The following is a 22,644-nucleotide window of genomic DNA, read 5'->3' on the forward strand; positions in this document are numbered from 1 at the left end:
TACTATTTGTTTTCGGCAGCCAGAGCGGCACACCAGGCTTCGCCGCGAGCCCCCTGCGGCGACAGGTTCAGCGAGCGGCCGCCCGCCTGGGGGCTTATGGTAATGGTCAGGTCGGGCTTTGGCAAAACGCCCTCGCCCTTCTGCGGCCATTCGAAAAGACACAGCGGATCGCCTTCGAAATAGTCGCGAATCCCCATGAACTCTAGCTCTTCCGGGTCGACCAGGCGGTAAAGATCGAAATGGAAGGCGCGAATGTCGCCTATTTCATAAGGTTCCACCACAGTGAAGGTCGGACTTTTCACTGCGCCAGTGTGACCCAATCCACGAATCAGACCACGCGACAAGGTGGTCTTGCCGGCGCCGAGGTCGCCTTCCAGAAAGATCACGCCATGGCCGCCGGTGACCTTGGCGAGTGTCGCGCCGAACGCGACGGTGGCCGGCTCGTCGGCCAGAAACAGGGTTATGCCTGACACGCTGAATGCTCCTCCAACAATTCTCGAATGACCGGAACCAGATCGCTGGCCGCCAGACCTCTGCCCTGCGCGCCCAGACGTTCGCCAGCGCAGGCGTGCAACCACACGCCCAGGCCCGCCGCCTGCCAGGCGTCCAGGCCCTGGGCCAGCAACGCGGCCAGCACGCCGGTCAGCACATCGCCCAGGCCGGCACCGGCCATGGCCGGGTGCCCTCGCTCGCACAGCCGCAACTGGCCGTCCGGGTTGGCGACCAGGGTCCCGGCGCCCTTGAGCACGCAGACACTGTCGTAGCGACGCGCCAGTTTACGCGCAGCCCCAGGCCGATCGGCCTGTACGGCCTCGGTGGAAACGCCCAGCAAACGCGCAGCCTCCCCAGGATGCGGGGTCAGGATGCTGCCGCTCGGCAAGGCCAGGGGCGTGCGCGCCAGCAGGTTGAGCGCATCGGCGTCCCAGACCTGCGGCAGGTGCGCATTGGCAACAGCCGAAAGCAGGCTGCGGCCCCAGGCAGCCTGGCCAAGACCAGGCCCCACCACCAGCACCGAGGCGCGCTCCAGCACCGCCATCAACTGGTTGGCCGAACTGACGCCCAGGCACATGGTTTCCGGCAGGCGGCTGAGGCTCGCGGACACATGTTCGGGGCGTGTCGCCAGGCTGACCAGCCCCGCGCCACAGCGCAGGGCGGCTTCGGCACTGAGCAGCACGGCGCCGCCGGTCCCCAGGTCGCCGCCGACCACCAGCACATGGCCAAAATCGCCCTTGTGGGCAGTCGCCGGCCGCGCAGGCAGGTGCGCGACGGTCACGCTGCTGAGCGTTTGCGGGGTGTTGGTGGGGTGTTTGGTCTGAGGCATGGGGTCAAAAGCTCCGATGTCTGGCAGAATTATACGCACCTGAGCCTGCAATGCCTTGTCCATCCATGTCCGCCTCCTCTCTAGACCTTCAAGCACTGGCCCAATCGATCAAGGATTGGGGCCGCGAACTCGGTTTTGCCCACGTGGGCATCGCCGATGTAGAGCTTGGCGAGCATGAACAGCACCTGCAGCGCTGGCTGGAGGCCGGCCATCACGGCGAGATGGACTATATGGCAGCGCACGGCACGAAACGTTCGCGCCCCGCCGAACTGATTCCCGGCACCTTGCGGGTGGTTTCGCTGCGCATGGACTACCTGCCCGGCGATACGCTGATGGCCCAACGCCTGGCTCAGCCGGAAAAAGCCTACATCTCCCGCTACGCGCTGGGCCGCGACTACCACAAGCTGGTGCGCAAGCGCGTGCAGCACCTGGCTGACCGCATCCACGAAGCCATCGGCCCCTTCGGCTACCGTGCCTTCGTCGACAGCGCCCCGGTACTGGAAAAAGCCATCGCCCAACAGGCCGGGCTCGGCTGGATCGGCAAGAACACCCTGTTGCTCAACCGTAAAGCGGGCAGCTACTTCTTCCTGGCCGAGCTGTTCGTCGATCTGCCTGTGCCCGCCGACGAAGCCCAGACCAGCGAGCACTGCGGACGCTGCCAGGCGTGCCTGGACATTTGCCCCACCGCAGCCTTCGTCGGCCCCTACCAGCTCGATGCGCGGCGCTGCATCTCGTACCTGACCATCGAGCTCAAGGACGCGATCCCCGTGGAGCTGCGTCCATTGATCGGCAACCGGGTGTTCGGTTGCGACGATTGCCAGATCGTCTGCCCCTGGAACCGCTTCGCCAAATCGACTGGCGAGGACGACTTCAAGCCGCGTCACGGACTGGACAATGTCGAGTTGGCGGCACTGTTCCTGTGGGACGAAAAGACCTTTCTCAGCCGCACCGAAGGCTCGCCGCTGCGTCGTGCCGGTTACGAGCGCTGGCTGCGCAACCTGGCGGTTGGGCTGGGCAACGCACCTTCGACGATTGCCGTGCTCGAGGCGCTGAAAGCGCGGCGCGAGCATCCTTCGGCATTGGTCAGGGAGCATGTGGAGTGGGCGTTGGCGCGGCACGAGGCGGCGAGCTGACAGGCACAGTGCGACCTTTTCGCGGACGGCACCTCTTGCAGGAGACTGTCTTGCTCAAATCTAAAGGCCAGCCAGTCCCTGTGGGAGCGGGCTTGCCCGCGAAAAGGCCGCAGTCGATCCCGAAGATTCAATGCTCGTCGTTGTAGTGGAACTTGGGCATTTCCCAGTGGAAGCGGATCGCCAGCAACCGCAGCAGGAAGCCGCCAAACAGGGTCAACAGCATCGCCTGCTCGGCTGGCACCTTGAAGTACACGCAGCCCAGATAGAACCAGGCCGCTGCGAACGACACGCTGGCATACAGCTCGCGCCGGAACACCAAGGGAATATCGTTGCAGAAGATGTCGCGCAGGATCCCGCCGAACACGCCAGTGATCACGCCGCTGATCGACGCCACCAGCATCCCCTGCCCCATTTCCAGCGCCGTCATGCAGCCGATCAAGGTGAAGGCCACCAACCCAAGGGCGTCGAGCACCAGGAACAACGAGCGCAGGTGACGCATCAGCGGCGCGATGAAGATCGTCAGCAATGCGGCGAAACTGGTCAGCACCAGGTATTCGGGGTGCTTCACCCAGGTCAGCGGGTAGTGCCCAAGCAGAACGTCGCGCACTGAGCCGCCACCCAGGGCGGTGATGCAGGCGATCAGTACCACGCCGAACCAGTCCATGCCGCGCCGACCGGCGGACAAGGCGCCTGTCATGGCTTCGGCGGTGATGGCGATGAGGTAGAGCATCAACAGCATGGCGCAGATCCGTGCGAGAAAAGGCGCGCAGTCTACTCACTCGCGCGGGGCACCAAAAGGGGGCGCATGTACGCCCCTTGATTCATCAGACCTTGATGAAATGTTCGCGGTAGTGACGCAGCTCGGCGATCGACTCGCGGATGTCATCCAGTGCCAGGTGCGTGCTGCCTTTCTTGAAGCTGTCGCGCACGTCGGGTGCCCAGCGTGCAGCGAGCTCCTTGAGGGTGGAGACATCGAGGTTGCGGTAGTGGAAGTAGCCTTCCAGCGCGCGCATGTGGCGGTAGAGGAAGCGGCGATCCTGGCAGATGCTGTTGCCGCAGATCGGTGACTTGCCCTTGGGTACCCACTGCTCGAGGAAGGCGATGGTCTGTGCTTCGGCTTCGGCCATGTCGATACGGCTTTCGCGCACGCGCTGGGTCAGGCCGGAGGCGCCATGGGTGCGGGTGTTCCACTCGTCCATGCGCGCCAGTACTTCGTCACTGTGGTGAATGGCGATAACCGGGCCCTCGGCCAGGGTGTTCAGTTCACTGTCGGTGACGATGGTGGCCATCTCGATGATGACGTCGTTGTCCGGATCCAGGCCGGTCATCTCCAGATCGATCCAGATCAGGTTCTGTGGGTTGTGCATGAATGAGCTCCTCGAATAGGCCGACATATTAGCCTAGTGGAGCGTGCTAAACTGCCTGCCGTTTTCTTTTGCCCCGCCAACACGGAACCTCCATGGCCAAACGCCAGCTCAACCGCCGCCAGAACTGGCGCATCGAAAAGATCCAGGGTGAACGCGCCGCCCGCGCCGCCAAACGCGAGCAGCACGCCCTGCAGGAGCTCGAAGGCGGCGACCTGGGGCCCGAACAACTGGGCCTGGTGATCGCCCACTTCGGCGTCACGGTCGAGGTCGAGGCCCAGGACGGCGACGTCGCAGGCCAGGTGTTCCGCTGCCACTTGCGCGCCAACCTGCCGGCGTTGGTCACAGGTGACAAGGTGGTCTGGCGGGCCGGCAACCAGGGCAACGGCGTGATCGTCGCGCAGATGCCGCGCAGCACCGAGCTGTGTCGGCCGAACAACCACGGGCAACTCAAGCCGGTGGCGGCCAACGTCGACCTGATCGTGATCGTCTTCGCCCCGGCACCCGAGCCCCAGGCCAATCTCATCGACCGCTACCTGGTCGCCGCCGAGCACGCCGGCATCCGCCCGCTGCTGCTGCTGAACAAGGCCGACCTGATCAACGACGACAACGCAGCGACGCTCAATGCGTTGCTGGCAGTGTACCGCGACCTCGGCTACCCGCTGCTGGAGGTGTCTGCACACCACGGCGATGGCATGCAACGCCTGCAGCAGACACTGGACGAGCACATCAGCGTGTTCGTCGGGCAATCGGGCGTGGGCAAGTCGTCGCTGGTCAACAGCCTGCTGCCGCAGGCACAGACGCGGGTTGGCGATCTGTCGGAGTGGTCGGGCCAGGGCACCCACACCACCACCACCGCACGGCTCTACCACTTCCCCAACGGGGGCGACCTGATCGACTCACCCGGTATCCGCGAGTTTGGTTTGGCGCATGTCAGCCGGGACGATGTGGAAGCAGGCTTCATCGAATTCCGCGAACTGCTCGGCAACTGCCGCTTCCGCGACTGCAAGCACGACCGCGAGCCGGGGTGTGCGCTGCTCAAAGGGCTGGAGGAAGGGCGTATCTCGGCGCAGCGGATGCACAGCTACCGCTCGATCGTGGCTAGCCTGACGCAAGACACCTACTGAAGATGCAGGAGCGGCATTGCGCCGCTCTTGCCGATTACGTGCTCAGTTTTCCTTGGGCTCGTCCATCTTCAGCACGCCATCCTCGAAGATGTTCAGCTTCTGACGCAATTCACGCGGCTGCATCGGCGCCGCGCCATCGGCCGGCGCGGCGGAGGCACCAGGTGCTCCTGGCGCCGCATCGGCAGGCGGGGTCGGATTGGCCGGTGCTTCAGGTGCGCCCTGCTCGCCCTCGATATCCCGCTGGGCTTTCTTGGTCAGCACGATGATGTCGATCCGGCGGTTGACCGGATTGAACGGGTTCTCGCGGTCGAACAGCGACGAGGAGGCGTAACCCACCACCCTTGCGACCTGCCCATCCGGATAACCACCCGCCACCAGCGCACGTCGCGCGGCGTTGGCACGGTTGGCCGACAGCTCCCAGTTGCCGAAATCACCGGTGCCGGCATAAGGCTTGGCATCGGTATGGCCGCTGACGCTGATCTTGTTCGGCACAGCCTTGATGGTGTCGGCCATCGCCAGCAGGATGTCTTCGAAGTAGGGCTTCAGACGCGCACTGCCGAGGTCGAACATCGGTCGGTTCTCGGCGTCCATGATCTGGATGCGCAGGCCGTCCTGGGTGATCTCGAACAGGATCTGGTCCTTGAACTTCTGCAGTTGCGGATTTTCCTCGACCTTGTTCTGCAGCTCCTGCAGCAGCAGTTGCAGACGCTCCTGCTCGACCTGCTCGGCCATGGTCTCGATCCGGTCTTTGTCCATCTGCACGCTGGTGTCAGGCGTCGGCTCGGACTTCTCTTCCGGGTTGATGGTCTTTTCCGGTGCCAGCTGCGGCGAGCCGCCCAGGTCGATGACGTAGGGCGTACCGCTTTCGGAGAAGCCGATCGGGTCCTTGAAGTAGCCGGCGATGGCGATCTTCTGCTCCGGAGTGGCCGTGGACAGCAACCACAGCACCAGGAAGAACGCCATCATCGCCGTGGCGAAGTCGGCGAAGGCGATCTTCCAGGAACCGCCATGGTGGCCGTCGCCGTAGCGCTTGACGCGCTTGACGATGATGGGCTGATTGTTCTCCATGACTTAGCGACCGCGAACCGCTTGTTCCAGTTCGGCAAAGCTCGGTCGGTGCGCCGGGTACAGCACCTTGCGCCCGAACTCGACAGCCAGCGACGGCGGCATGCCGGACGCCGAGGCCACCAGCGAAGCCTTGATCGCCTCGTAGACGTTCAGTTCTTCCTTGGCATCGTGGCGCAGGCAGTTGGCCAGCGGGCCGAAGAAGCCGTAGGCGGCGAGAATACCGAAGAAGGTACCGACCAGCGCTGCACCGACGTGCAGGCCGATGGACTTCTGGTCGCCATCGCCCAGCGAGGCCATGGTCACCACGATACCCAGTACCGCAGCGACGATACCGAAGCCGGGCATGGCGTCGGCGACACTGGTCACTGCATGGGACGGGTGCTCGAGGTCTTCCTTCATGCTCAGCAGCTCCATGTCGAACAGGCCTTCGAGCTCATGGGGCGCCATGTTGCCGGTCGACATGATGCGCAGGTAGTCGCAGACGAACGCGGTCATCCGCGCATCGCCCATGACCGCAGGGTACTTGGCGAAGATCGGGCTGGCCGCGGGATCCTCGATGTCACCCTCGATGGCCATCATGCCCTCGCGGCGACTCTTGTTGAGAATCTCGTAGATCAGGCCCAGCACTTCCAGGTAGAACGTATGGGTGAAGCGGCTGCCGAACATCTTCAGCGACTTCTTCATGACGTGCATGGTCATGTAGCCAGGGTTGGCCTGGAGAAACGCGCCAAAAGCCGCACCGCCGATGATCAGCACTTCGAACGGCTGGATCAGCGCCGCGATCTTGCCGTGGGAGAGCACGTATCCGCCGAGCACACTCGCGAATACGACGATGATGCCGATAATTTTAGCCATAGATTGAAAGCACTTGCTGTCGTGGTCAGGGTCAGGGGCGGAAGCTTGGAAACTCTTCTTCTCCTTATCGGCAGAACTGCGCCAGACTATAGCCACTCAATGCGAAAAGCCAGTTTGGACTGATGTCAAAATGCCAATCGAAACCAAGGTGCCAGCGCAGATCCCCTCCTCTCTAGATGCCTGGGTAAGGCTGCTCGACGGCATCCGCGTGCCGGTGCCCAAAGAGAGTCACGACCGCGTTCTGGCGGCCATCAACGACAACCGTCGCTCGCTGCGCGACATCGCCGAACTGATGCAGGACAGCCCGTCGCTGGTGCTGTGCGTGATGCGCGAAGCCAATCACCCGACCCACGCCAGCCAGGCCGAGCCCGCCGAGAGCCTGGAAGTCGCCCTGAATCGCCTGGGCCTGAGCCGCACCCTGCAACTGATGGGGCGCCTGCCATCGATACCGGGCGACGACATCCCCCCAGTACTGCGCCAGTTCCTGCTGATCAGCCAGCACGCCACCCAGCAGGCCAACGGCCTGTTCGCCAGCCGCCTGGCACGCCTGTGGCAGGAAATCCACTGGGGCAGCCTGCTGTTCCTCTCGCCACTGTGGGCGCTGGCCCTGGCCTACCCCAAGCTGCTCGACACCTGGGAACTGCGGGTCATTCACAAGGGCGAAGAAGCTTCAGAGGTGGAACATGCACTGTTTGGTGTGCGCATTATGGAGTTGTGCCGCGCCGTCGCCACACACTGGCGCCTGCCGGAATGGGTCACCCAGGGCTATCGCCTGCTGCTCGAAGAACGCGAGCAACTGGCCCAGGTGTTGAACATCGCCCGCGAGCCCGACGATCTGAGCAAGCAGCATCGACTGGACGAAGAGCCCGGGCTGCGCCGCTGGTTCAACCAACCGGCCAACACCGTGCTGTTGGCCAACGGCCTCGCGCTGTCGGCCCAGGTCGGCTGGGACAACCCGCACCTGCTGCGCTGGCAACTGCTCACAGCCATGTACCTGCAAACCACGCTGGACGATGTGCAGCAGCAAGTGCACCAGCAAGCGGCGGCCAGCGCCCGTCACCACGCCCGGCATGCGCTGTTCCACCCGGCCGAGGCGCTGATCTGGCCCTGGCAGCAGCGCCGTCCGCACCCGGACATGCTCACCCCGCCACCGCCACCCGCCCAAGACCTGGCGCGCTGGCGCACGCTGTGCGGCGACCTTCTTGCACAGCCCAGCCCCTTCACCAACACCGTGCACCTGGCCACCCAGGCACGCGAGGCGCTGCTGGCTTGCGGCATGCAGCGGGTGCTGTTGTTGTTGCTCGACAAACCCAACGACTGCCTGCACGTCCAGCAAAGCGCCGGCCTGCCGCGCGAAGCCTCAGGGCTGACGTTGGCACTGGGCCAGAGCAAGCTGCTGCAAAAACTGCTGAGCAAAGCCGCGCAACTGCGCCTGACACCCGACAACCATGCCCAGTTTTCCGCCCTGCTGCCCGCACCGCTGCGTGCGCTGTTCCCCAGCGAACACCTGCTGTTGCGCTCGCTGGCCGTGAACGACCAGGTGCTGATGCTGGCGATCGCCGACCAGGGCGGCAAGCCGCTTGCCGACGTGAGCGTGCAGGCCTTCGGGAAAACCGCACAGTGTATCGAGCGCGCGCTGGCCAGCTTCGCCAACCGCAATGCCTGAGCCTTGCGCTACAATCGCACCTCCCTTGCTCCCCGGAGACCGTGGATGACTGATTTTTCCGGCTTGCCCCTGGTGATCGAAGCCGCCGACCTGCTGCCACGCCTGGATTCGCCTGAGCTGATCCTGGTCGACCTGAGCAGCGCCAACCGCTATGTCAGCGGCCATATTCCCGGCGCGCGGTTCGTCGAGGGCAAGCGCACCCAACTGGGCCAGCCCCCGGCCCCCGGCCTGCTGCCGACCCAGGCCGACCTGGAAAAGCTGTTCAGCGAGCTTGGCCATCGGGACGACGCGGTGTACGTGGTATACGACGACGAAGGCGGCGGCTGGGCCGGGCGCTTCATCTGGCTGCTCGACGTGATCGGCCACACGCGCTACCACTACCTCAACGGCGGCATCCAGGCCTGGCCCGCGGACAAGCTCGTCACTGAAGTGCCACCAGCCGCCAGCACGCCTGTACGCCTGCGCTTGCGCGCCGAACCCACCGCCACTCGCGAATACCTGCAAAGCCGCCTGGGCGCAGACGACCTGGTGGTCTGGGACGCCCGCGGCCCGCAGGAATTCAATGGCGAGAAAGTCCTGGCAGCCAAGGGCGGCCATATCCCCGGCGCGGTCAACTTCGAGTGGACTGCCGGTATGGACCTCAACGACCACCTGCGCATTCGCAAGGACATCGCCGAAGTACTGCAGCAGTTGGGCATCACCCCTGACAAGGAAGTGATCACCCACTGCCAGACCCACCGTCGCTCCGGATTCACCTACCTGGTGGCCAAGTCACTCGGCTATCCACGGGTCAAGGCCTACGCCGGCTCGTGGAGCGAGTGGGGCAATCACCCGGACACGCCTGTAGAAGTTTAAGGAACCTGCATGAAATCCCGTCTGTTCATCATCAGCCAGCACCTGCTGCCGCATCACCTGCTGTCGCGCCTGGCCGGCTGCGTCGCCGAGTGCCGCGCACGCTGGTTCAAGAATGCCTTCACCGCCTGGTTCGCCAAACGCTACCAGGTGAACATGTCCGAGGCGCTGGTCGAAGACCTGACCGCCTACGAGCACTTCAACGCGTTCTTCACCCGTGCCCTCAAGCCCGGCGCGCGCCCCCTGGATGAAACCCCGGGCGCGATCCTGTGCCCGGCCGACGGCGCGGTCAGCCAGCTCGGCCCGATCGAGCACGGTCGCATCTTCCAGGCCAAGGGCCACAGCTTCAGCGCCCTCGAGCTGCTCGGTGGCGATCCGGCACTGGCCGCGCCGTTCATGGGCGGCGAGTTCGCCACCATCTACCTGTCGCCGAAGGACTACCACCGCGTGCACATGCCGCTGGCCGGCACCCTGCGTGAAATGGTCTACGTACCGGGCCGCCTGTTCTCGGTCAACCAGACCACGGCAGAAAACGTCCCGGAACTGTTCGCCCGCAACGAGCGCGTGGTTTGCCTGTTCGACACCGAACGCGGGCCGATGGCCGTAGTGCTGGTGGGGGCGATGATCGTTGCCTCGATCGAGACGGTCTGGGCCGGGCTGGTCACGCCGCCCAAGCGCGAGCTGAAGACCTTCCGCTACGACGAAGCCAGCCGCGCGCCGATCCATCTGGAAAAAGGCGCGGAACTGGGGCGTTTCAAGTTGGGATCGACCGCGATCGTGCTGTTCGGACCAGAGCAGGTGAAATGGGCCGAAGCCCTGGGCGCCGGGTCTGCCGTACGCATGGGTGAGCAACTGGCGCTGCCGGCACAGGGCTGACTCAGGATTGGCGGGGCTGCTTTGCAGCCCCGCTGTTTCAGGGCCTTACGCGCGACCGTCGCGGTCACGCCAGCCGAGCAGGTACAGCACGCCATCGAGGCCCAGCGTGGAAATCGCCTGTTTGGCCGACTGACGCACCAGCGGCTTGGCGCGGAAGGCCACGCCCAGGCCGGCCAGCGACAGCATCGGCAGGTCGTTGGCGCCATCGCCCACGGCGATGGTCTGCTCCAGTTGCAATCCTTCCTTGTGCGCCAGCTCCTTCAGCAGGTCGGCCTTGCGCTGGGCATCGACAATCGGCTCGACCGCCACGCCCGTCACCTTGCCATCCACCACTTCCAGCTCATTGGCGAACACATAGTCGATGCCAAGGCGTGCCTGCACCTGCTTGGCGAAGTAGGAAAAACCGCCGGAGAGGATCGCAGTCTTGTAACCCAGGCGCTTGAGCTCGGCAAACAGGTGTTCGGCACCTTCGGTCAGGCGTAGCGACGCGCCGATTTCGTCCAGCACGCCGACGTCCAGGCCCTTGAGCAGCGCCATGCGCTCCTTGAAGCTGGCACGGAAATCCAACTCGCCACGCATGGCGCGCTCAGTGATCGCCGACACCTGCTCGCCGACACCGGCAGCCTTGGCCAGCTCGTCGATCACCTCGGCCTCGATCAGCGTCGAATCCATGTCGAACACCGCCAGGCGGCGATTGCGACGGAACAGGTCATCCTGCTGGAAGGCGATGTCGACACCCAGCTCGGCCGACAATGCGAAGAAATCGGTGCGCAGGGCCTGGGCGTCGGTCGGTTCACCACGCACCGAGATTTCCAGGCAGGCGCGACTCTTGTCGGTGGCGGCGTCGAGCGCCACACGTGCCGACAGGCGCTCGATACGTTCGATGGTCAGGCCATATCGGCTGATGACCGCACTCACCCGCTGCAGTTGCTCAGGCGTGACCTTGCGGCTGAGCAGCGTGACGATGTGGCGATTATCGCCATGGCCGTCCACCCATTGCTGGTAGTCTGCCTCGGAGATCGGCGTGTAGCGCGCCTGCAGGTTCAGCTCATGGGCCTTGGACTGCACCCCCTGCAGCAAGCCGGTGGCGACTTCGTTGTCGGGAATATCGACCAGAATGCCGAACGACAGCGTGCCATGCATGACCGCAAGACCGATGTCGAGGATGTTCACACCGCCCTGGAGCAGGACGCCGGTGATGGCCGCAGTGAGACCCGGACGGTCTTCACCAGTGATGTTGATCAGGACGATTTCGCGCAAGACCGGGCTCCAACTCGATGAAAAATGCGCATTCTACCCACTTTCCATGACCATCGGGCGCCATCGATACTTTGCCGACAAAACGCGGGTCGCTATACTGCCCAGCATCTATTCCGCCATAAAGAGCCGCGCTCTGTGAACCGGCCCACGCCTGTCAAAACCGACAACTTCTTTCTGATGATCTTCCGAGCCCTGCGCCAGCGTCGTATTCCCCTGGCATTGCGCATCGCCAGCCACAACATCTTCCTGGTGGCGCTGGCTCTGGTGATCTATGCCTGCGTGATGGGCCTGCAGTTCAAGCAGGCCATGCACGAGCAGGCCGATGCCGTCGGCCAGAGCCTGACCGTGCAGACCGCGACCTCGGCTACCGAGCTGCTGGTGTCCAACGACATCCTCAGCCTCAACGTGCTGCTGGGCAACCTGGTGAAGAACCCGCTGGTGGCCCACGCGGCGATCTACAGCGTCGACAACCGCATCCTCGCCGAGGCCGGGCAACGGCCGAAGAACAGCCTGCTGGGCGAGGCCGAAGGGGTCTACCAGACCAAGATCACCTTCCAGGACGTGACCGCCGGGCAACTGCGCATCAGCCTGGACATGAGCCAGTTCCAGCAACCCATGCTGATCAGCCTGCAGAGCATGGGTATTCTCGCGGCCATCCTGCTGGCGTTGGCGCTCACCCTCAGCCTGCGCCTGGGTCGCTTCATCTCGACGCCGCTGCTGCAACTGCGTGTCTGGCTGCGTGACCCGCACCCCTATACCCCGGCCATCGAGCGCCAGGACGAAATCGGCGATCTCGCTCGTCAGCTCCACGCCCGTCTGGCCCCGCCGCCACCGCCGGAGCCGGAAGAAGAGGAAGACGACGAGGATGATTTCGCCGACCTGCATGTCGAGGAGCCGCCACGCAAGGCCGCACCCAAGCCCGTAGCGGCCAGGGTGGCCGCCCAGGACGACGACGCAGACGACGACGCCTTTGCCGACCTGCTCGACGACACCGAGCACAGCCCCAAGGCGCTGGCCGCACCGGAATCTGACGAGCCGAACACCAGCGCCGTGCTCGCCGTGCAACTCGGCTCCCAGGAGCAACTGCGCCGTCTGCCACGCACGCGCCTGACCGAATTGCTGGAGCGCTATCGCGACTGCCTCGACCAGGCCGCGTCGCTGTACGAAGGTGAAGTGCACACCCTCGACGATGGCAGCACACTGCTGCTGTTCCACAGCCGTGACAGCGGCGAGGACTACCTCACCAATGCCATCTGCTGTGGCGAATTGCTGCGCGCCCTGGGCCACGCCCTGCAGATCGAGGTCGCCGACAGCGGTATCACCCTGCAGTTGCAGCTGGGCCTGGCGCTGGGTGAAGACCTGCTGGGCATGGATCAGGTCGAACTGCTGATGACCGAGAAGGCCCAGGATGCCCTGGCCCTGTCGCAACACAGCCGCAACCTGCTGCTGGTCGAGCGCCAGGTCAGCGACGACGCCCTGATCCGCCAGCGCGCGCGCATTCGCCCGATCGCCAGCCCTGAAGGCGCCTGCTGTGTCGAGCGACTGATGGAGCCCTACCCGTCGATGCTCGAGCGCCAGTTGGCGCGGATGCATGAGCGTCGGGCCTGAATGGCCTGATCCGCGGTGCGGTTGTAGAAGCGGCCCTGTGTCGCGAAAGGCCTGCAATCCGGCACCCACAAAAAAGCCCGCATCGCTGCGGGCTTTTTCGTGTCTGCTGAATCAGAACCGATAGACTTCCATATCGGTGCGGATCGGCGAAGCCATCGGAATCCTCGATTTCTCCGGCTCCTTCTTGACCTGAACTGGAGCCGCCGGCTTTTTCGGCGTCTCTTCAGCGACCGCTGGCTGGTTCGCCAGTGGCTTGACGGCAACGCTCAACTGCTCGACCAGCTTCTGCAGCAACTGCCCCTGGGCCTGGACCTGCGAGGCCTCGCTGCCCTCATGCTGTTGCTCGAGGTGGACGATACGGTTGTCGCGCACATGGCCACGACGGTCCAGCACGCGCCACTGGGCATCGAGGATCGCCGGCTGGTTGGCGCCCGAGTCCAGGCGGGTGATCGACAGCAGTACCTGCACATCCGGCGTGAAGCCGGCGCTGGCAGGTGCAAGCACGACACGCTGGCTGTCCAGGCGCCAGGCGAGCTGGCGCACCAGCAACTGGTCGATATCCGACGAAAGGCTGCCGGCCCAGCGACCGTCGGTCGCCGCAGTCAGGCTGCCATCGGCTTGGCGTTGCAGAAAGGTTTCACGTTGCAGGTAGTCGGCTACCGATACCGGACCTAGCACGACCGCCATGCCGGCAGCCTGCGAAGGCTGGCCGGGGTCGCCGCTGTCGAGTTGGTACAGGGCCACCGGCTGGTGCATGCTGCACCCGCTCAGACCCAGCAACCCCGTCATCAGCAGCGCAAATGGAAGGCGCAGAAATTTCATCATCCCATCCAAGCGGCCGCCGCCCGGCAACCGCAGTGATACTCATGTGGATTCCCGCGGGCACACGGCCACGCCGGCCCCGCAAGGGGTGTATCATCCGCGAAATAGTCGCCAGACTCCAGCATTTCCGCCCGGAACGACGCTGAAAACGCCGTTCCAGGCGAACCACCGGTTTACTCCGGGCGCTCTACCGCCATGCCGTCGACCCGCTGGAAACCACGTGGCAATTTGCTACCACGACGTCCGCGTTCGCCTTTGTAATGTTCAAGGTCATCCGGCTTCAGTGACAGGGTACGCTTGCCAGCCTGCAATACAAGCGTCGATCCCTCGGCGATCACCGCCAGATCGGTGACGAATTCTTCACGACTGGCCACGCGATCACCCGGTACGCCAATGATCTTGTTGCCCTTGCCTTTGCCCAGTTGCGGCAGGTCGGCAACCTTGAACACCAGCAGGCGACCTTCGGTGGTGACCGCCGCCAGCCAGTCCTGCTCACGATCGGCGACGGGCCGCGGCGTCATCACCTTGGCGCCATTGGGCAGGCTGAGCAGCCCTTTGCCCGCCTTGTTCTTGGCCTGCAGATCCTCGCCCTTGACCACGAAACCGTAGCCAGCATCGGATGCCACCACATACAGCGCATCATCGTCCGGCAGCAGCACGCACTCGAACGTGGCGCCCGGCGGCGGCGTCAGACGCCCGGTCAGCGGCTCGCCCTGGCCACGGGCCGATGGCAGGCTGTGGGCTGCCAGCGAATAGCTGCGCCCGGTGGAGTCGATAAGCACCGCGAATTGGTTGGAACGCCCCGCCGCTGCAGCCTTGAAGCCATCGCCGGCCTTGTACGAAAGGCCTGTGGCATCGATATCGTGGCCCTTGGCACAACGTACCCAGCCTTTTTCCGACAGCACAACGGTGACCGGCTCGGTCGGCATCAGCTCGTTTTCCGACAGAGCCTTGGCCTCGGCGCGCTCGACGATTGGCGAGCGGCGATCGTCGCCGTAAGTTTCGGCGTCCTTGATCAGTTCGCTGCGTACCAGCTTGCGCAGCTTCGTCTCGCTGCCCAGCAGGGCCTGCAGCTTGGCCTGCTCCTTGAGCAACTCGTCCTGCTCGCCACGGATCTTCATCTCTTCCAGGCGCGCCAGCTGACGCAGGCGGGTCTCGAGGATGTAGTCGGCCTGAATCTCGGTCAGCTCGAAGCGCTCGATCAGCGCCTGCTTGGGATGATCCTCGGTGCGGATGATGTGAATCACTTCATCCAGGTTGAGGAACGCTGTGAGCAAGCCATCCAGCAGGTGCAGGCGCTTCTCGACCTTGTCGAGGCGGAACTGCAGGCGGCGGCGTACGGTGCCGATGCGGAACTGCAGCCACTCCTGCAACAGCGTGCGCAGGTTCTTCAACTGAGGACGGCCATCGAGGCCGATGATGTTGACGTTGACCCGGTAGCTGTTTTCAAGATCGGTGGTGGCGAACAGATGCTGCATCAGTTCGTCGGCGTCCACACGGTTGGAGCGCGGAATGATAACGATGCGGCACGGGTTCTCGTGGTCCGACTCGTCACGCAGGTCGGCGACCATCGGCAGCTTCTTGTTCTGCATCTGCGCGGCGATCTGCTCCAGCACCTTGGCACCGGACACCTGATGCGGCAGAGCAGTGACCACGATGTCGCCGTCCTCGACACGGTACACCGCGCGCATGCGAATCGAGCCCTTGCCGGTTTCGTAGATCTTCTGGATCTCGGCCCGTGGCGTGACGATCTCGGCTTCGGTTGGGTAGTCAGGGCCCTGGATGTGCTCGCACAGCTGCTCGATGGTTGCCTTCGGCTCGTCGAGCAGGCGCACGCAGGCGCTGGCGACTTCACGCAGGTTGTGCGGCGGCACGTCGGTGGCCATGCCCACGGCGATGCCGGTGGTGCCGTTGAGCAGGATGTTCGGCAGGCGCGCTGGCAATACCTGCGGCTCCTGCAGGGTGCCGTCGAAGTTCGGCACCCAGTCGACGGTGCCCTGGCCCAGTTCGCTGAGCAGCACCTCGGAGTAGCGCGACAGCCGCGCCTCGGTGTAGCGCATGGCAGCGAACGACTTCGGATCGTCCGGCGCACCCCAGTTGCCCTGGCCGTCGACCAGCGTGTATCGGTAGCTGAACGGCTGCGCCATCAGCACCATGGCTTCATAGCACGCCGAATCGCCGTGGGGGTGGAACTTGCCGAGCACGTCGCCGACGGTACGCGCCGACTTCTTGTGCTTGGAATCGGCATCCAGCCCCAGTTCGCTCATGGCATAGACGATACGTCGCTGCACCGGCTTGAGGCCGTCGCCGATGTGCGGCAGGGCGCGATCCATGATCACGTACATGGAGTAGTTGAGGTAGGCCTGTTCGGTGAAGTCGGCCAGGGAACGGCGTTCGACGCCTTCGAGACTGTCCAGTAAGTCGCTCATGCGAGCCTCGTCATTTCAGGTTCTGGCGCAGCAGCATGGTGCCGCCGCGCTGAGTAAATTCAAGTTGTTTCAAAGCACTCATGCCGAGCAGCACCGTCTGTCCGTCCAGCCCGGGCACCACCAGGGCACGCACATCGCGCAGGCGGATATCGCCCAACTGCAGGCTGTCGAGCCGTGTGCGATAGCCCTCGGTGCGGCCATTGGCGGTGCTGAGCATCACCGGCGCGCCGCGCTGCAGCGCCAGATCACGGGCAAGTGCCTCGGGGATCGCCACATCGGTGGCACCGGTATCGAGCATGAAATGCACGACCTTGCCGTTGATCGCGCCATCGGCGACGAAGTGGCCCTGGCCATTGCCCAGCAGGCGCACCTCGACAAAGCCTTCGCCGCGCTCGGACTGCACGACACTGTTGGGGTTCTGCTGGCGATCCTCCCACTGCCCGAAAAAGCGCGTGGCAAGAAACATCGCCGCCGCCCAGGCGAGGACCATCAGGACCCGGCCCGCCCGCTTGCCCGCTGGCTGGCTCAAGGCTCCGCGCTCCAGCCGCCCGCTGGCGCGGCAAAGCGCCAGACGATAGGGCGGGTTTCACCATCGGCACGGGTGCCGTTGTTGTTGTCCAGGCCGATCCAGGCGCCGTCCTTGTCGATCACCAGCGCTTCGGCCAGGCCGAACGGCTGGTCGTAGCGACGCGTGTCGACCAGGGCATCGGCGGCGAACGACCAGCAGCGCTCGACCGCTCCGGTGTCGGCATCACGCCGGCAAATGCGGAAGGCATTGCGCTCCAGGGTGAACAGCTTGCCGTCGAACAGTGCAAGGTCGGCGAAGTCCCGCGACAGTGCCCGCGAGCCGGGCATCTGTGACGGTTGCATCTCCACTCCGGCCTCGCTGAGTAGCACACAACTGCGTCCGCAGGTCCATACCGCTTGCTGGCGCTGCACGGCGATCAGCCCCCGACGCTCGCGCTCGGCAGCCAACCACAGGCGGTCACCGGCCGGATTGATGGCCAGGCCTTCGAACAAGGCATTGAAGTGCAACAGCATGCCGCTGGCACGGGCCTGGCGAACCATGGCCGGATCGATCTTCAACCAGTTCGGCTCGCCCTCGGCCGGCAATTGCAGCACCGCCGCATGTGCCTCGCTGACCACAAAGAAGTTGCCCGCGCTGTCACAGGTGATGCCTTCGAAATCCAGCTCGCCGCCACGAATGAACGATACCGCCCAGTTGCGTGACTTCAGCCCCCAGGGCAGCCCGCTCTCCGGCACTGGTGGCGGGGTGAAAGCCAGGGCCTCTGCCCGCCACACACCTTCCTGCTGCTCCAGCCGGTAGATACGATCGTCGTCGCGGTCCGAGACACCCCACAGGGCGCCACGGCACAGGGCCAGGCCCGACAGGTTGCCGCCGCGCATGCCCTCGATCGGGTGCTCGGCGGTGAGCTTGAGCTCCGGCCAGTCGCTGGCGAAACTCGCCAAACTGGCCAGCGCGAGCAAGGCTGCGACAAGCAGACGAATCAAACCAGGACCTCGGCCAGGTTGCCTTTGGTCTCCAGCCAGTTCTTGCGATCGCCCGCACGCTTCTTGGCGAGCAGCATGTCCATGATCTCGGTGGTGCCGGCCAGGTCATCCAAGGTGAGCTGCACCAGGCGCCGAGTGTTCGGATCCATGGTCGTTTCGCGCAATTGTGGCGGATTCATTTCGCCCAGGCCCTTGAATCGGGTGACCTGGGGTTTGCCACGTTTCTTCTCGGCGACCAAGCGGTCGAGAATGCCATCGCGCTCGGCTTCGTCGAGGGCGTAGTAGATCTCCTTGCCCAGGTCGATACGGTACAGCGGCGGCATGGCCACATAGACGTGCCCGGCCTCGACCAGCGGACGGAAGTGCTGGACGAACAGCGCGCACAGCAGCGTGGCGATGTGCAAGCCGTCGGAGTCGGCGTCGGCGAGGATGCAGATCTTGCCGTAGCGCAGTTGCGACAGGTCGGTGGCACCTGGGTCTACGCCGATGGCCACGGCGATGTTGTGCACCTCCTGGCTGGCGAGCACTTCGCCGCCATCGACTTCCCAGGTGTTGAGGATCTTCCCGCGCAGGGGCAGGATCGCCTGGAACTCCTTGTCACGCGCTTGCTTGGCCGAACCACCTGCCGAGTCGCCCTCGACCAGGAACAGTTCGGCACGCATCGGGTCCTGCCCGGCGCAATCGGCCAGTTTGCCGGGCAATGCCGGCCCCTGGGTGATGCGCTTGCGCTCTACCTTCTTGCTCGCCTTGAGGCGACGGCCGGCGTTGCTGATCGCCAGCTCCGCCAGTTGCATGCCCAGCTCCGGGTGGGCGTTGAGCCACAGGCTGAAGGCATCCTTGACTACGCCAGAAACGAACGCCGCGGCCTCGCGAGACGACAGGCGCTCCTTGGTCTGGCCGGAGAACTGCGGCTCCTGCATTTTCATCGAGAGCACGAAGGTGATGCGCTCCCACACGTCCTCAGGCGCCAGCTTGACGCCACGCGGCAGCAGGTTGCGGAACTCGCAGAACTCGCGCATGGCATCGAGCAGGCCCTGGCGCAGGCCGTTGACGTGGGTGCCACCCTGGGCGGTGGGGATCAGGTTGACGTAGCTTTCCTGAACGCTGTCGCCGCCCTCGGGCAGCCACAGCAGCGCCCAATCAACAGCTTCTTTATTACCGGCCAGGCTGCCGCAGAACGGCTCGTCGGGCAGACGCTGGAATTCGCTGACCGAGTCGACCAGGTACGAGCGCAGCCCATCCTCGTAGTGCCACTCGACCTTCTCGCCGGTGCCCTTGTCCTCGAAGCTGATCGACAGCCCCGGGCACAGCACGGCCTTGGCCTTGAGCACGTGCTTGAGACGGCTGATGGAAAATTTGGCCGAATCGAAATACTTGGGATCGGGCGCGAAGTAGACGCTGGTACCGGTGTTGCGCTTGCCGACCGTGCCGATTACTTCCAGCTCGGTGGCCTTGAAACCATCGGCGAAGGTCATCTGGTATTCATTGCCGTCGCGCTTGACCCGCACGCGGACCTGGGTCGACAGGGCGTTGACCACCGAAATGCCCACGCCGTGCAGGCCGCCGGAGAACTGGTAGTTCTTGTTGGAAAACTTGCCGCCGGCGTGCAGCTTGGTAAGGATCAGCTCGACACCCGAGACGCCTTCTTCAGGGTGGATATCCACCGGCATGCCGCGACCATCGTCGCTGACTTCCAGCGAATGGTCGGCATGCAGCACGACCTGGATCGACCGGGCATGACCGGCGAGGGCTTCGTCGACGCTGTTGTCGATGACTTCCTGGGCCAGGTGGTTGGGCCGGCTGGTGTCGGTATACATGCCCGGCCGCTTGCGGACCGGGTCAAGGCCGGAGAGGACTTCGATGGCGTCTGCGTTATAGGCGCTAGCGCTGGGATTGGCCATGGGTTCTCGTCGTCAGTCTGGTGAGTGCAAAAAAGGTCAAAATACAGAAAAATCAAGCGCCGCATACTGCGCGCGGGCAATGCCGGCGAAGGCCAGCAGGGCCGGCAGGCGCTCGGCGAAACCCTGGAAACTGTGATCACCGCCCGCCTCGATACGCAGGGCGCAGGCCCGGTAATAACGTTCGGCATGGCGATAGTCCAGCGTTTCATCAGCAGTCTGCAACCACACCTGATAACGCGAGGCGTCCTGGGGCGGCGGCACCTCCAGTTCGGCCAGGGCCTGAACGTGGTCGAGGGTCAGTTCCCAGGTTTCCTCGCTGTAGTGATTGCGCTGCGTGCCGAGGTAGCCGTCGAAATGCTTGTGCGGGGTCACTGCCGGGTTGACCAGCAGGGCCTTGAGGCCATGGCGCTCGGCCAGGTGCGTGGCATAGTAGCCGCCGAGGGAGCTGCCGACCAGCAGCGGAGCACCGAGCTCGGCGATAGCCGTCTCGAGCTGGGCCATGGCCTGGCGCGGATGGTGATGCAGGGCCGGGACGCGCAGGTGGTCGCCCAGACCCAACTGCTGCATCACCGCTTCGAGCTGGCGCGCCTTGGCGGACAACGGCGAGCTGTTGAAGCCATGGATATAGAGGATGGAACCCGACATGCTGCCCCCGGAATCTGTGGCTTCGCGCCCGACGATGCGGGCACAGGGACGCGCAGTGTAGCGCGTTCGCCGGGTTTTGGCGCAAGGGTGGGATTTTCGCAACACAATCTTCAAATCCCACGGCTGCCGCGGTCTTTGCAAGAGCGGTAGCCTGTCAGTAACCCGGACTGTTGAAATCCAGGGTCACCACGAAATCCTTCGCCCGCTCGACGCCGGTTTCGAGCCGCCCGTCGGCATGCAGCCGCAGCCAGCGATACCCCGGCTGTTCTTCGCTGACCTTGAAGTCCTCGCTGTGCGCGGCGAACTGGATGCAGGTCGAGGGCGTGGCCAGCAAGCGAATACCGTCGCGGACCTCGTCCCACTCCTGATGGATGTGCCCCCACAGCAACGCCTTCACCTGTGGATAAGTCCGCAGACACTGCAGCAGCTCATCGGCATTGCGCAAGCCGATCGGCGCAATCCAGGCGCAGCCGATATCCACCGGCTGGTGGTGGCAGCACACCAGGCAGTGGCGCTCACCCGCCGACGCCAAAGCCGCATCGAGGGCCGCCAGCTGGTCTTGTTCAAGAAGCCCGTGGGTGGCACCCAGTACCGCCGAGTTGAGCATCACCACGCGCCAGGCGCCAATGTCGGTAACGGCATGGACCAGATCGGGCGCCACACGCGCCATGACCTCGGCCTCGTCATGGTTGCCCGGCAACCAACGGGTCGGCACGGCAAAACCGTCGGTCAGCTCGCGGAACGCCGCGTATGAGTTCACGCTGGCGTCCTGGGACAGGTCACCGGTGCACAGCAACAGGTCGATGCGCGGCTGCTCGCGCCGCACCTGGCTCACCACGTGACGCAGGCTGTCACGGGTGTTGAGGCCCAGCAAAGTGCCAGCCGGATCGGCGAACAGGTGGGCGTCGGTGAGCTGCACCACATGCACCGGAGCCTGCGCGGGAGGGGTTGGTGAATGCGACAACGGCCGTCTCCTTGATCGGATTCGGCACGATTATGGCCGCAGAAAGAGTTGGAGCAAATACTCGAAACCAACCGGCGTCACATTTCAACGCACGGTTTCGAACTCGTGGCCGCAGGCCAGGCAATGGCTCAGCCACTCACCGAGGAACAGGTTGAGCTGGGCCTTCTCGTCGGGCTGGTGCATGGCCGCGTTGGGATACGGGTAGATGCTGCGCAGACGCCGGGTGTGCTCGGCACTCACCACTTCGGCCATGCGTGCATCGTGATAGACCTGCACTTCGAGTTGCGGCACCGGCAGCCACGGCAGGCTGTGCTCCTGGCATACCCGCAGCGTGGTGGTGTAGGGGCAGGCCAGCACCACGTCGAGCACCAGCACGCCGAGCATCTGGTCGCCCTGGGTCATGCCGATGCGTCGCGAGCTTTGCGTGGTACGCATGTCCGGCAGCAGGCGCATCAGCCGCGCGTAGTTGGCCTCGCAGGCTGCCTGCAGGCCGACGAGATCGACCCGGTAGCGTTCGCGCAGCAGGTTCACTTCCACATCCCCCGGACTTCGTCACGGTTCAGCGCCAGCCACTGCAGGGCGATGATGCTTGCCGCGTTGGCGATGCGTCCGTCACGTACTGCCTGCAACGCATCCTCGAACGACCAGACACGCACGCGGATGTCCTCGCCCTCTTCCTCCAGCCCGTGCAGGCCACCGGCACCCTCGCTGCTGCAACGCCCGAGAAACAGATGAACAAACTCGTCACTGCCACCAGGCGACGGGAAGTAACGGGTCATCGGCCACAGCGCGCAGAAGCTCAAGCCTGCCTCTTCTTCGGCTTCGCGGTGGGCGACTTCCTCAGGTTGCTCATCCTTGTCGATCAGCCCGGCGACCAGTTCGATCAGCCAGGGATTGTCGGTCTTGTCCAGCGCACCGACGCGGAACTGCTCGATCAGCACCACTTCATCACGCAGCGGATCGTAGGGCAGCACGCAGACGGCGTCGTGGCGCACGAACAGCTCGCGGCTGATCTCGCGCCCCATGCCACCGGCGAACAGTTCGTGGCGCAGGCGCACCTTGTCGAGCTTGTAGAAGCCCTGGAAGCAATTGGCCCGCTCGACGATCTCGACCGCCTTGGGCACCGAATTCAAGGTGTCTGACATGGAATTCCTCGTTACATCAACGACTGCGTCGCGCCATCCTACTCTGCGTGCCGCCAGCTTTCATCCCTTTCCGGCGACCGGGACAGGCTGTTCTCA

22 protein-coding genes are annotated in these 22,644 nt (G+C 64.4%); 6 read left to right on the forward strand and 16 right to left on the reverse strand.

The window, feature by feature from the left end; translation table 11 throughout:
* Positions 1 to 2 precede the first annotated feature (2 nt).
* Together tsaE and HU748_RS17675 are read right to left on the reverse strand one after the other, a co-directional pair.
* Positions 3 to 473 carry a tRNA (adenosine(37)-N6)-threonylcarbamoyltransferase complex ATPase subunit type 1 TsaE gene (tsaE, locus tag HU748_RS17670; RefSeq protein WP_186665919.1) on the reverse strand — a complete coding sequence of 157 codons (471 nt, stop codon included), beginning with the start codon at positions 471 to 473 and terminating at the stop codon, positions 3 to 5.
* Positions 461 to 1,321 carry an NAD(P)H-hydrate dehydratase gene (locus tag HU748_RS17675; RefSeq protein WP_186709715.1) on the reverse strand — a complete coding sequence of 287 codons (861 nt, stop codon included), beginning with the start codon at positions 1,319 to 1,321 and terminating at the stop codon, positions 461 to 463. Before HU748_RS17675 ends, tsaE begins: the two co-directional genes overlap by 13 nt.
* 65 nt (positions 1,322 to 1,386) lie before the next feature.
* Between HU748_RS17675 and queG the strand changes: the two genes are divergently transcribed.
* Positions 1,387 to 2,454: a tRNA epoxyqueuosine(34) reductase QueG gene (gene queG, locus HU748_RS17680; RefSeq protein ID WP_186665915.1), complete on the forward strand. Its 1,068-nt coding sequence runs from the start codon at positions 1,387 to 1,389 to the stop codon at positions 2,452 to 2,454.
* 127 nt (positions 2,455 to 2,581) lie between these two features.
* On the opposite strand, the gene HU748_RS17685 is transcribed toward queG, so the two are convergent.
* Both HU748_RS17685 and orn read right to left on the reverse strand, forming a co-directional pair.
* Positions 2,582 to 3,193: a trimeric intracellular cation channel family protein gene (locus tag HU748_RS17685; protein ID WP_054893179.1), complete on the reverse strand. Its 612-nt coding sequence runs from the start codon at positions 3,191 to 3,193 to the stop codon at positions 2,582 to 2,584.
* An 85-nt stretch (positions 3,194 to 3,278) separates the two neighbouring features.
* Entirely contained in the window at positions 3,279 to 3,821 is a 543-nt protein-coding gene (gene orn / locus HU748_RS17690) for an oligoribonuclease (protein ID WP_054893178.1), read from the reverse strand.
* Between the two features lie 92 nt (positions 3,822 to 3,913).
* Here orn and rsgA point away from each other — a divergent pair, with 92 nt between their 5' ends.
* A complete protein-coding gene (rsgA, locus tag HU748_RS17695) occupies positions 3,914 to 4,945 on the forward strand; it encodes a small ribosomal subunit biogenesis GTPase RsgA (protein WP_186665913.1) in 1,032 nt (343 codons plus the stop codon).
* Positions 4,946 to 4,987: 42 nt separating this feature from the next.
* Here the strand turns inward: rsgA and motB are convergent, their stop codons facing one another.
* Together motB and motA are read right to left on the reverse strand one after the other, a co-directional pair.
* Complete coding sequence (motB, locus tag HU748_RS17700; protein WP_186665912.1) at positions 4,988 to 6,013, reverse strand: flagellar motor protein MotB; 1,026 nt, start codon at positions 6,011 to 6,013, stop codon at positions 4,988 to 4,990.
* Between the two features lie 3 nt (positions 6,014 to 6,016).
* Entirely contained in the window at positions 6,017 to 6,868 is an 852-nt protein-coding gene (gene motA / locus HU748_RS17705) for a flagellar motor stator protein MotA (RefSeq protein WP_151926055.1), read from the reverse strand.
* Between the two features lie 130 nt (positions 6,869 to 6,998).
* On the opposite strand from motA, the gene HU748_RS17710 reads away from it, so the two are divergent.
* The 3 genes from HU748_RS17710 to asd are packed head-to-tail and all read left to right on the forward strand — an operon-like array spanning position 6,999 to position 10,262.
* Complete coding sequence (locus HU748_RS17710) at positions 6,999 to 8,534, forward strand: HDOD domain-containing protein (RefSeq protein WP_186721271.1); 1,536 nt, start codon at positions 6,999 to 7,001, stop codon at positions 8,532 to 8,534.
* A 45-nt stretch (positions 8,535 to 8,579) separates the two neighbouring features.
* A complete protein-coding gene (locus HU748_RS17715; protein WP_186709718.1) occupies positions 8,580 to 9,389 on the forward strand; it encodes a rhodanese-like domain-containing protein in 810 nt (269 codons plus the stop codon).
* 9 nt (positions 9,390 to 9,398) lie between these two features.
* Complete coding sequence (gene asd / locus HU748_RS17720) at positions 9,399 to 10,262, forward strand: archaetidylserine decarboxylase (protein ID WP_186709720.1); 864 nt, start codon at positions 9,399 to 9,401, stop codon at positions 10,260 to 10,262.
* A 45-nt stretch (positions 10,263 to 10,307) separates the two neighbouring features.
* Here the strand turns inward: asd and serB are convergent, their stop codons facing one another.
* Positions 10,308 to 11,522, reverse strand: coding sequence for a phosphoserine phosphatase SerB (serB, locus tag HU748_RS17725; RefSeq protein WP_186711413.1), 1,215 nt, complete (start codon positions 11,520 to 11,522; stop codon positions 10,308 to 10,310).
* A gap of 135 nt (positions 11,523 to 11,657) precedes the next feature.
* Here serB and HU748_RS17730 point away from each other — a divergent pair, with 135 nt between their 5' ends.
* Positions 11,658 to 13,130, forward strand: a complete 1,473-nt coding sequence (locus HU748_RS17730; RefSeq protein WP_186711414.1) for a histidine kinase — start codon at positions 11,658 to 11,660, stop codon at positions 13,128 to 13,130.
* A gap of 111 nt (positions 13,131 to 13,241) precedes the next feature.
* On the opposite strand, the gene HU748_RS17735 is transcribed toward HU748_RS17730, so the two are convergent.
* The 9 genes from HU748_RS17735 to HU748_RS17775 form a co-directional block, all read right to left on the reverse strand.
* Positions 13,242 to 13,952 (reverse strand): ABC-type transport auxiliary lipoprotein family protein, encoded by a 711-nt coding sequence (locus HU748_RS17735; RefSeq protein ID WP_186665908.1) that lies wholly within the window; start codon positions 13,950 to 13,952, stop codon positions 13,242 to 13,244.
* A gap of 173 nt (positions 13,953 to 14,125) precedes the next feature.
* Positions 14,126 to 16,381 (reverse strand): DNA topoisomerase IV subunit A, encoded by a 2,256-nt coding sequence (gene parC / locus HU748_RS17740; RefSeq protein ID WP_186711415.1) that lies wholly within the window; start codon positions 16,379 to 16,381, stop codon positions 14,126 to 14,128.
* A gap of 10 nt (positions 16,382 to 16,391) precedes the next feature.
* Positions 16,392 to 16,910, reverse strand: a complete 519-nt coding sequence (locus HU748_RS17745; RefSeq protein ID WP_186665905.1) for a TIGR02281 family clan AA aspartic protease — start codon at positions 16,908 to 16,910, stop codon at positions 16,392 to 16,394.
* Positions 16,907 to 17,893, reverse strand: a complete 987-nt coding sequence (locus HU748_RS17750) for an esterase-like activity of phytase family protein (protein ID WP_186721273.1) — start codon at positions 17,891 to 17,893, stop codon at positions 16,907 to 16,909. The genes HU748_RS17745 and HU748_RS17750 overlap by 4 nt, the downstream gene beginning before the upstream one ends.
* A complete protein-coding gene (gene parE, locus HU748_RS17755; protein WP_054893165.1) occupies positions 17,890 to 19,794 on the reverse strand; it encodes a DNA topoisomerase IV subunit B in 1,905 nt (634 codons plus the stop codon). The genes HU748_RS17750 and parE overlap by 4 nt, the downstream gene beginning before the upstream one ends.
* A gap of 36 nt (positions 19,795 to 19,830) precedes the next feature.
* Entirely contained in the window at positions 19,831 to 20,439 is a 609-nt protein-coding gene (locus tag HU748_RS17760; RefSeq protein WP_186711418.1) for a YqiA/YcfP family alpha/beta fold hydrolase, read from the reverse strand.
* Positions 20,440 to 20,593: 154 nt separating this feature from the next.
* A complete protein-coding gene (gene cpdA / locus HU748_RS17765; RefSeq protein WP_189657734.1) occupies positions 20,594 to 21,403 on the reverse strand; it encodes a 3',5'-cyclic-AMP phosphodiesterase in 810 nt (269 codons plus the stop codon).
* A gap of 84 nt (positions 21,404 to 21,487) precedes the next feature.
* Positions 21,488 to 21,940, reverse strand: coding sequence for a DUF1249 domain-containing protein (locus HU748_RS17770; RefSeq protein ID WP_186665899.1), 453 nt, complete (start codon positions 21,938 to 21,940; stop codon positions 21,488 to 21,490).
* Complete coding sequence (locus tag HU748_RS17775) at positions 21,931 to 22,548, reverse strand: NUDIX domain-containing protein (protein WP_186721275.1); 618 nt, start codon at positions 22,546 to 22,548, stop codon at positions 21,931 to 21,933. Before HU748_RS17775 ends, HU748_RS17770 begins: the two co-directional genes overlap by 10 nt.
* Positions 22,549 to 22,644: the final 96 nt, after the last annotated feature.

Source organism: Pseudomonas sp. RW3S2, assembly GCF_014268955.1.
Taxonomy (GTDB): Bacteria; Pseudomonadota; Gammaproteobacteria; order Pseudomonadales; family Pseudomonadaceae; genus Aquipseudomonas; species Aquipseudomonas wayambapalatensis.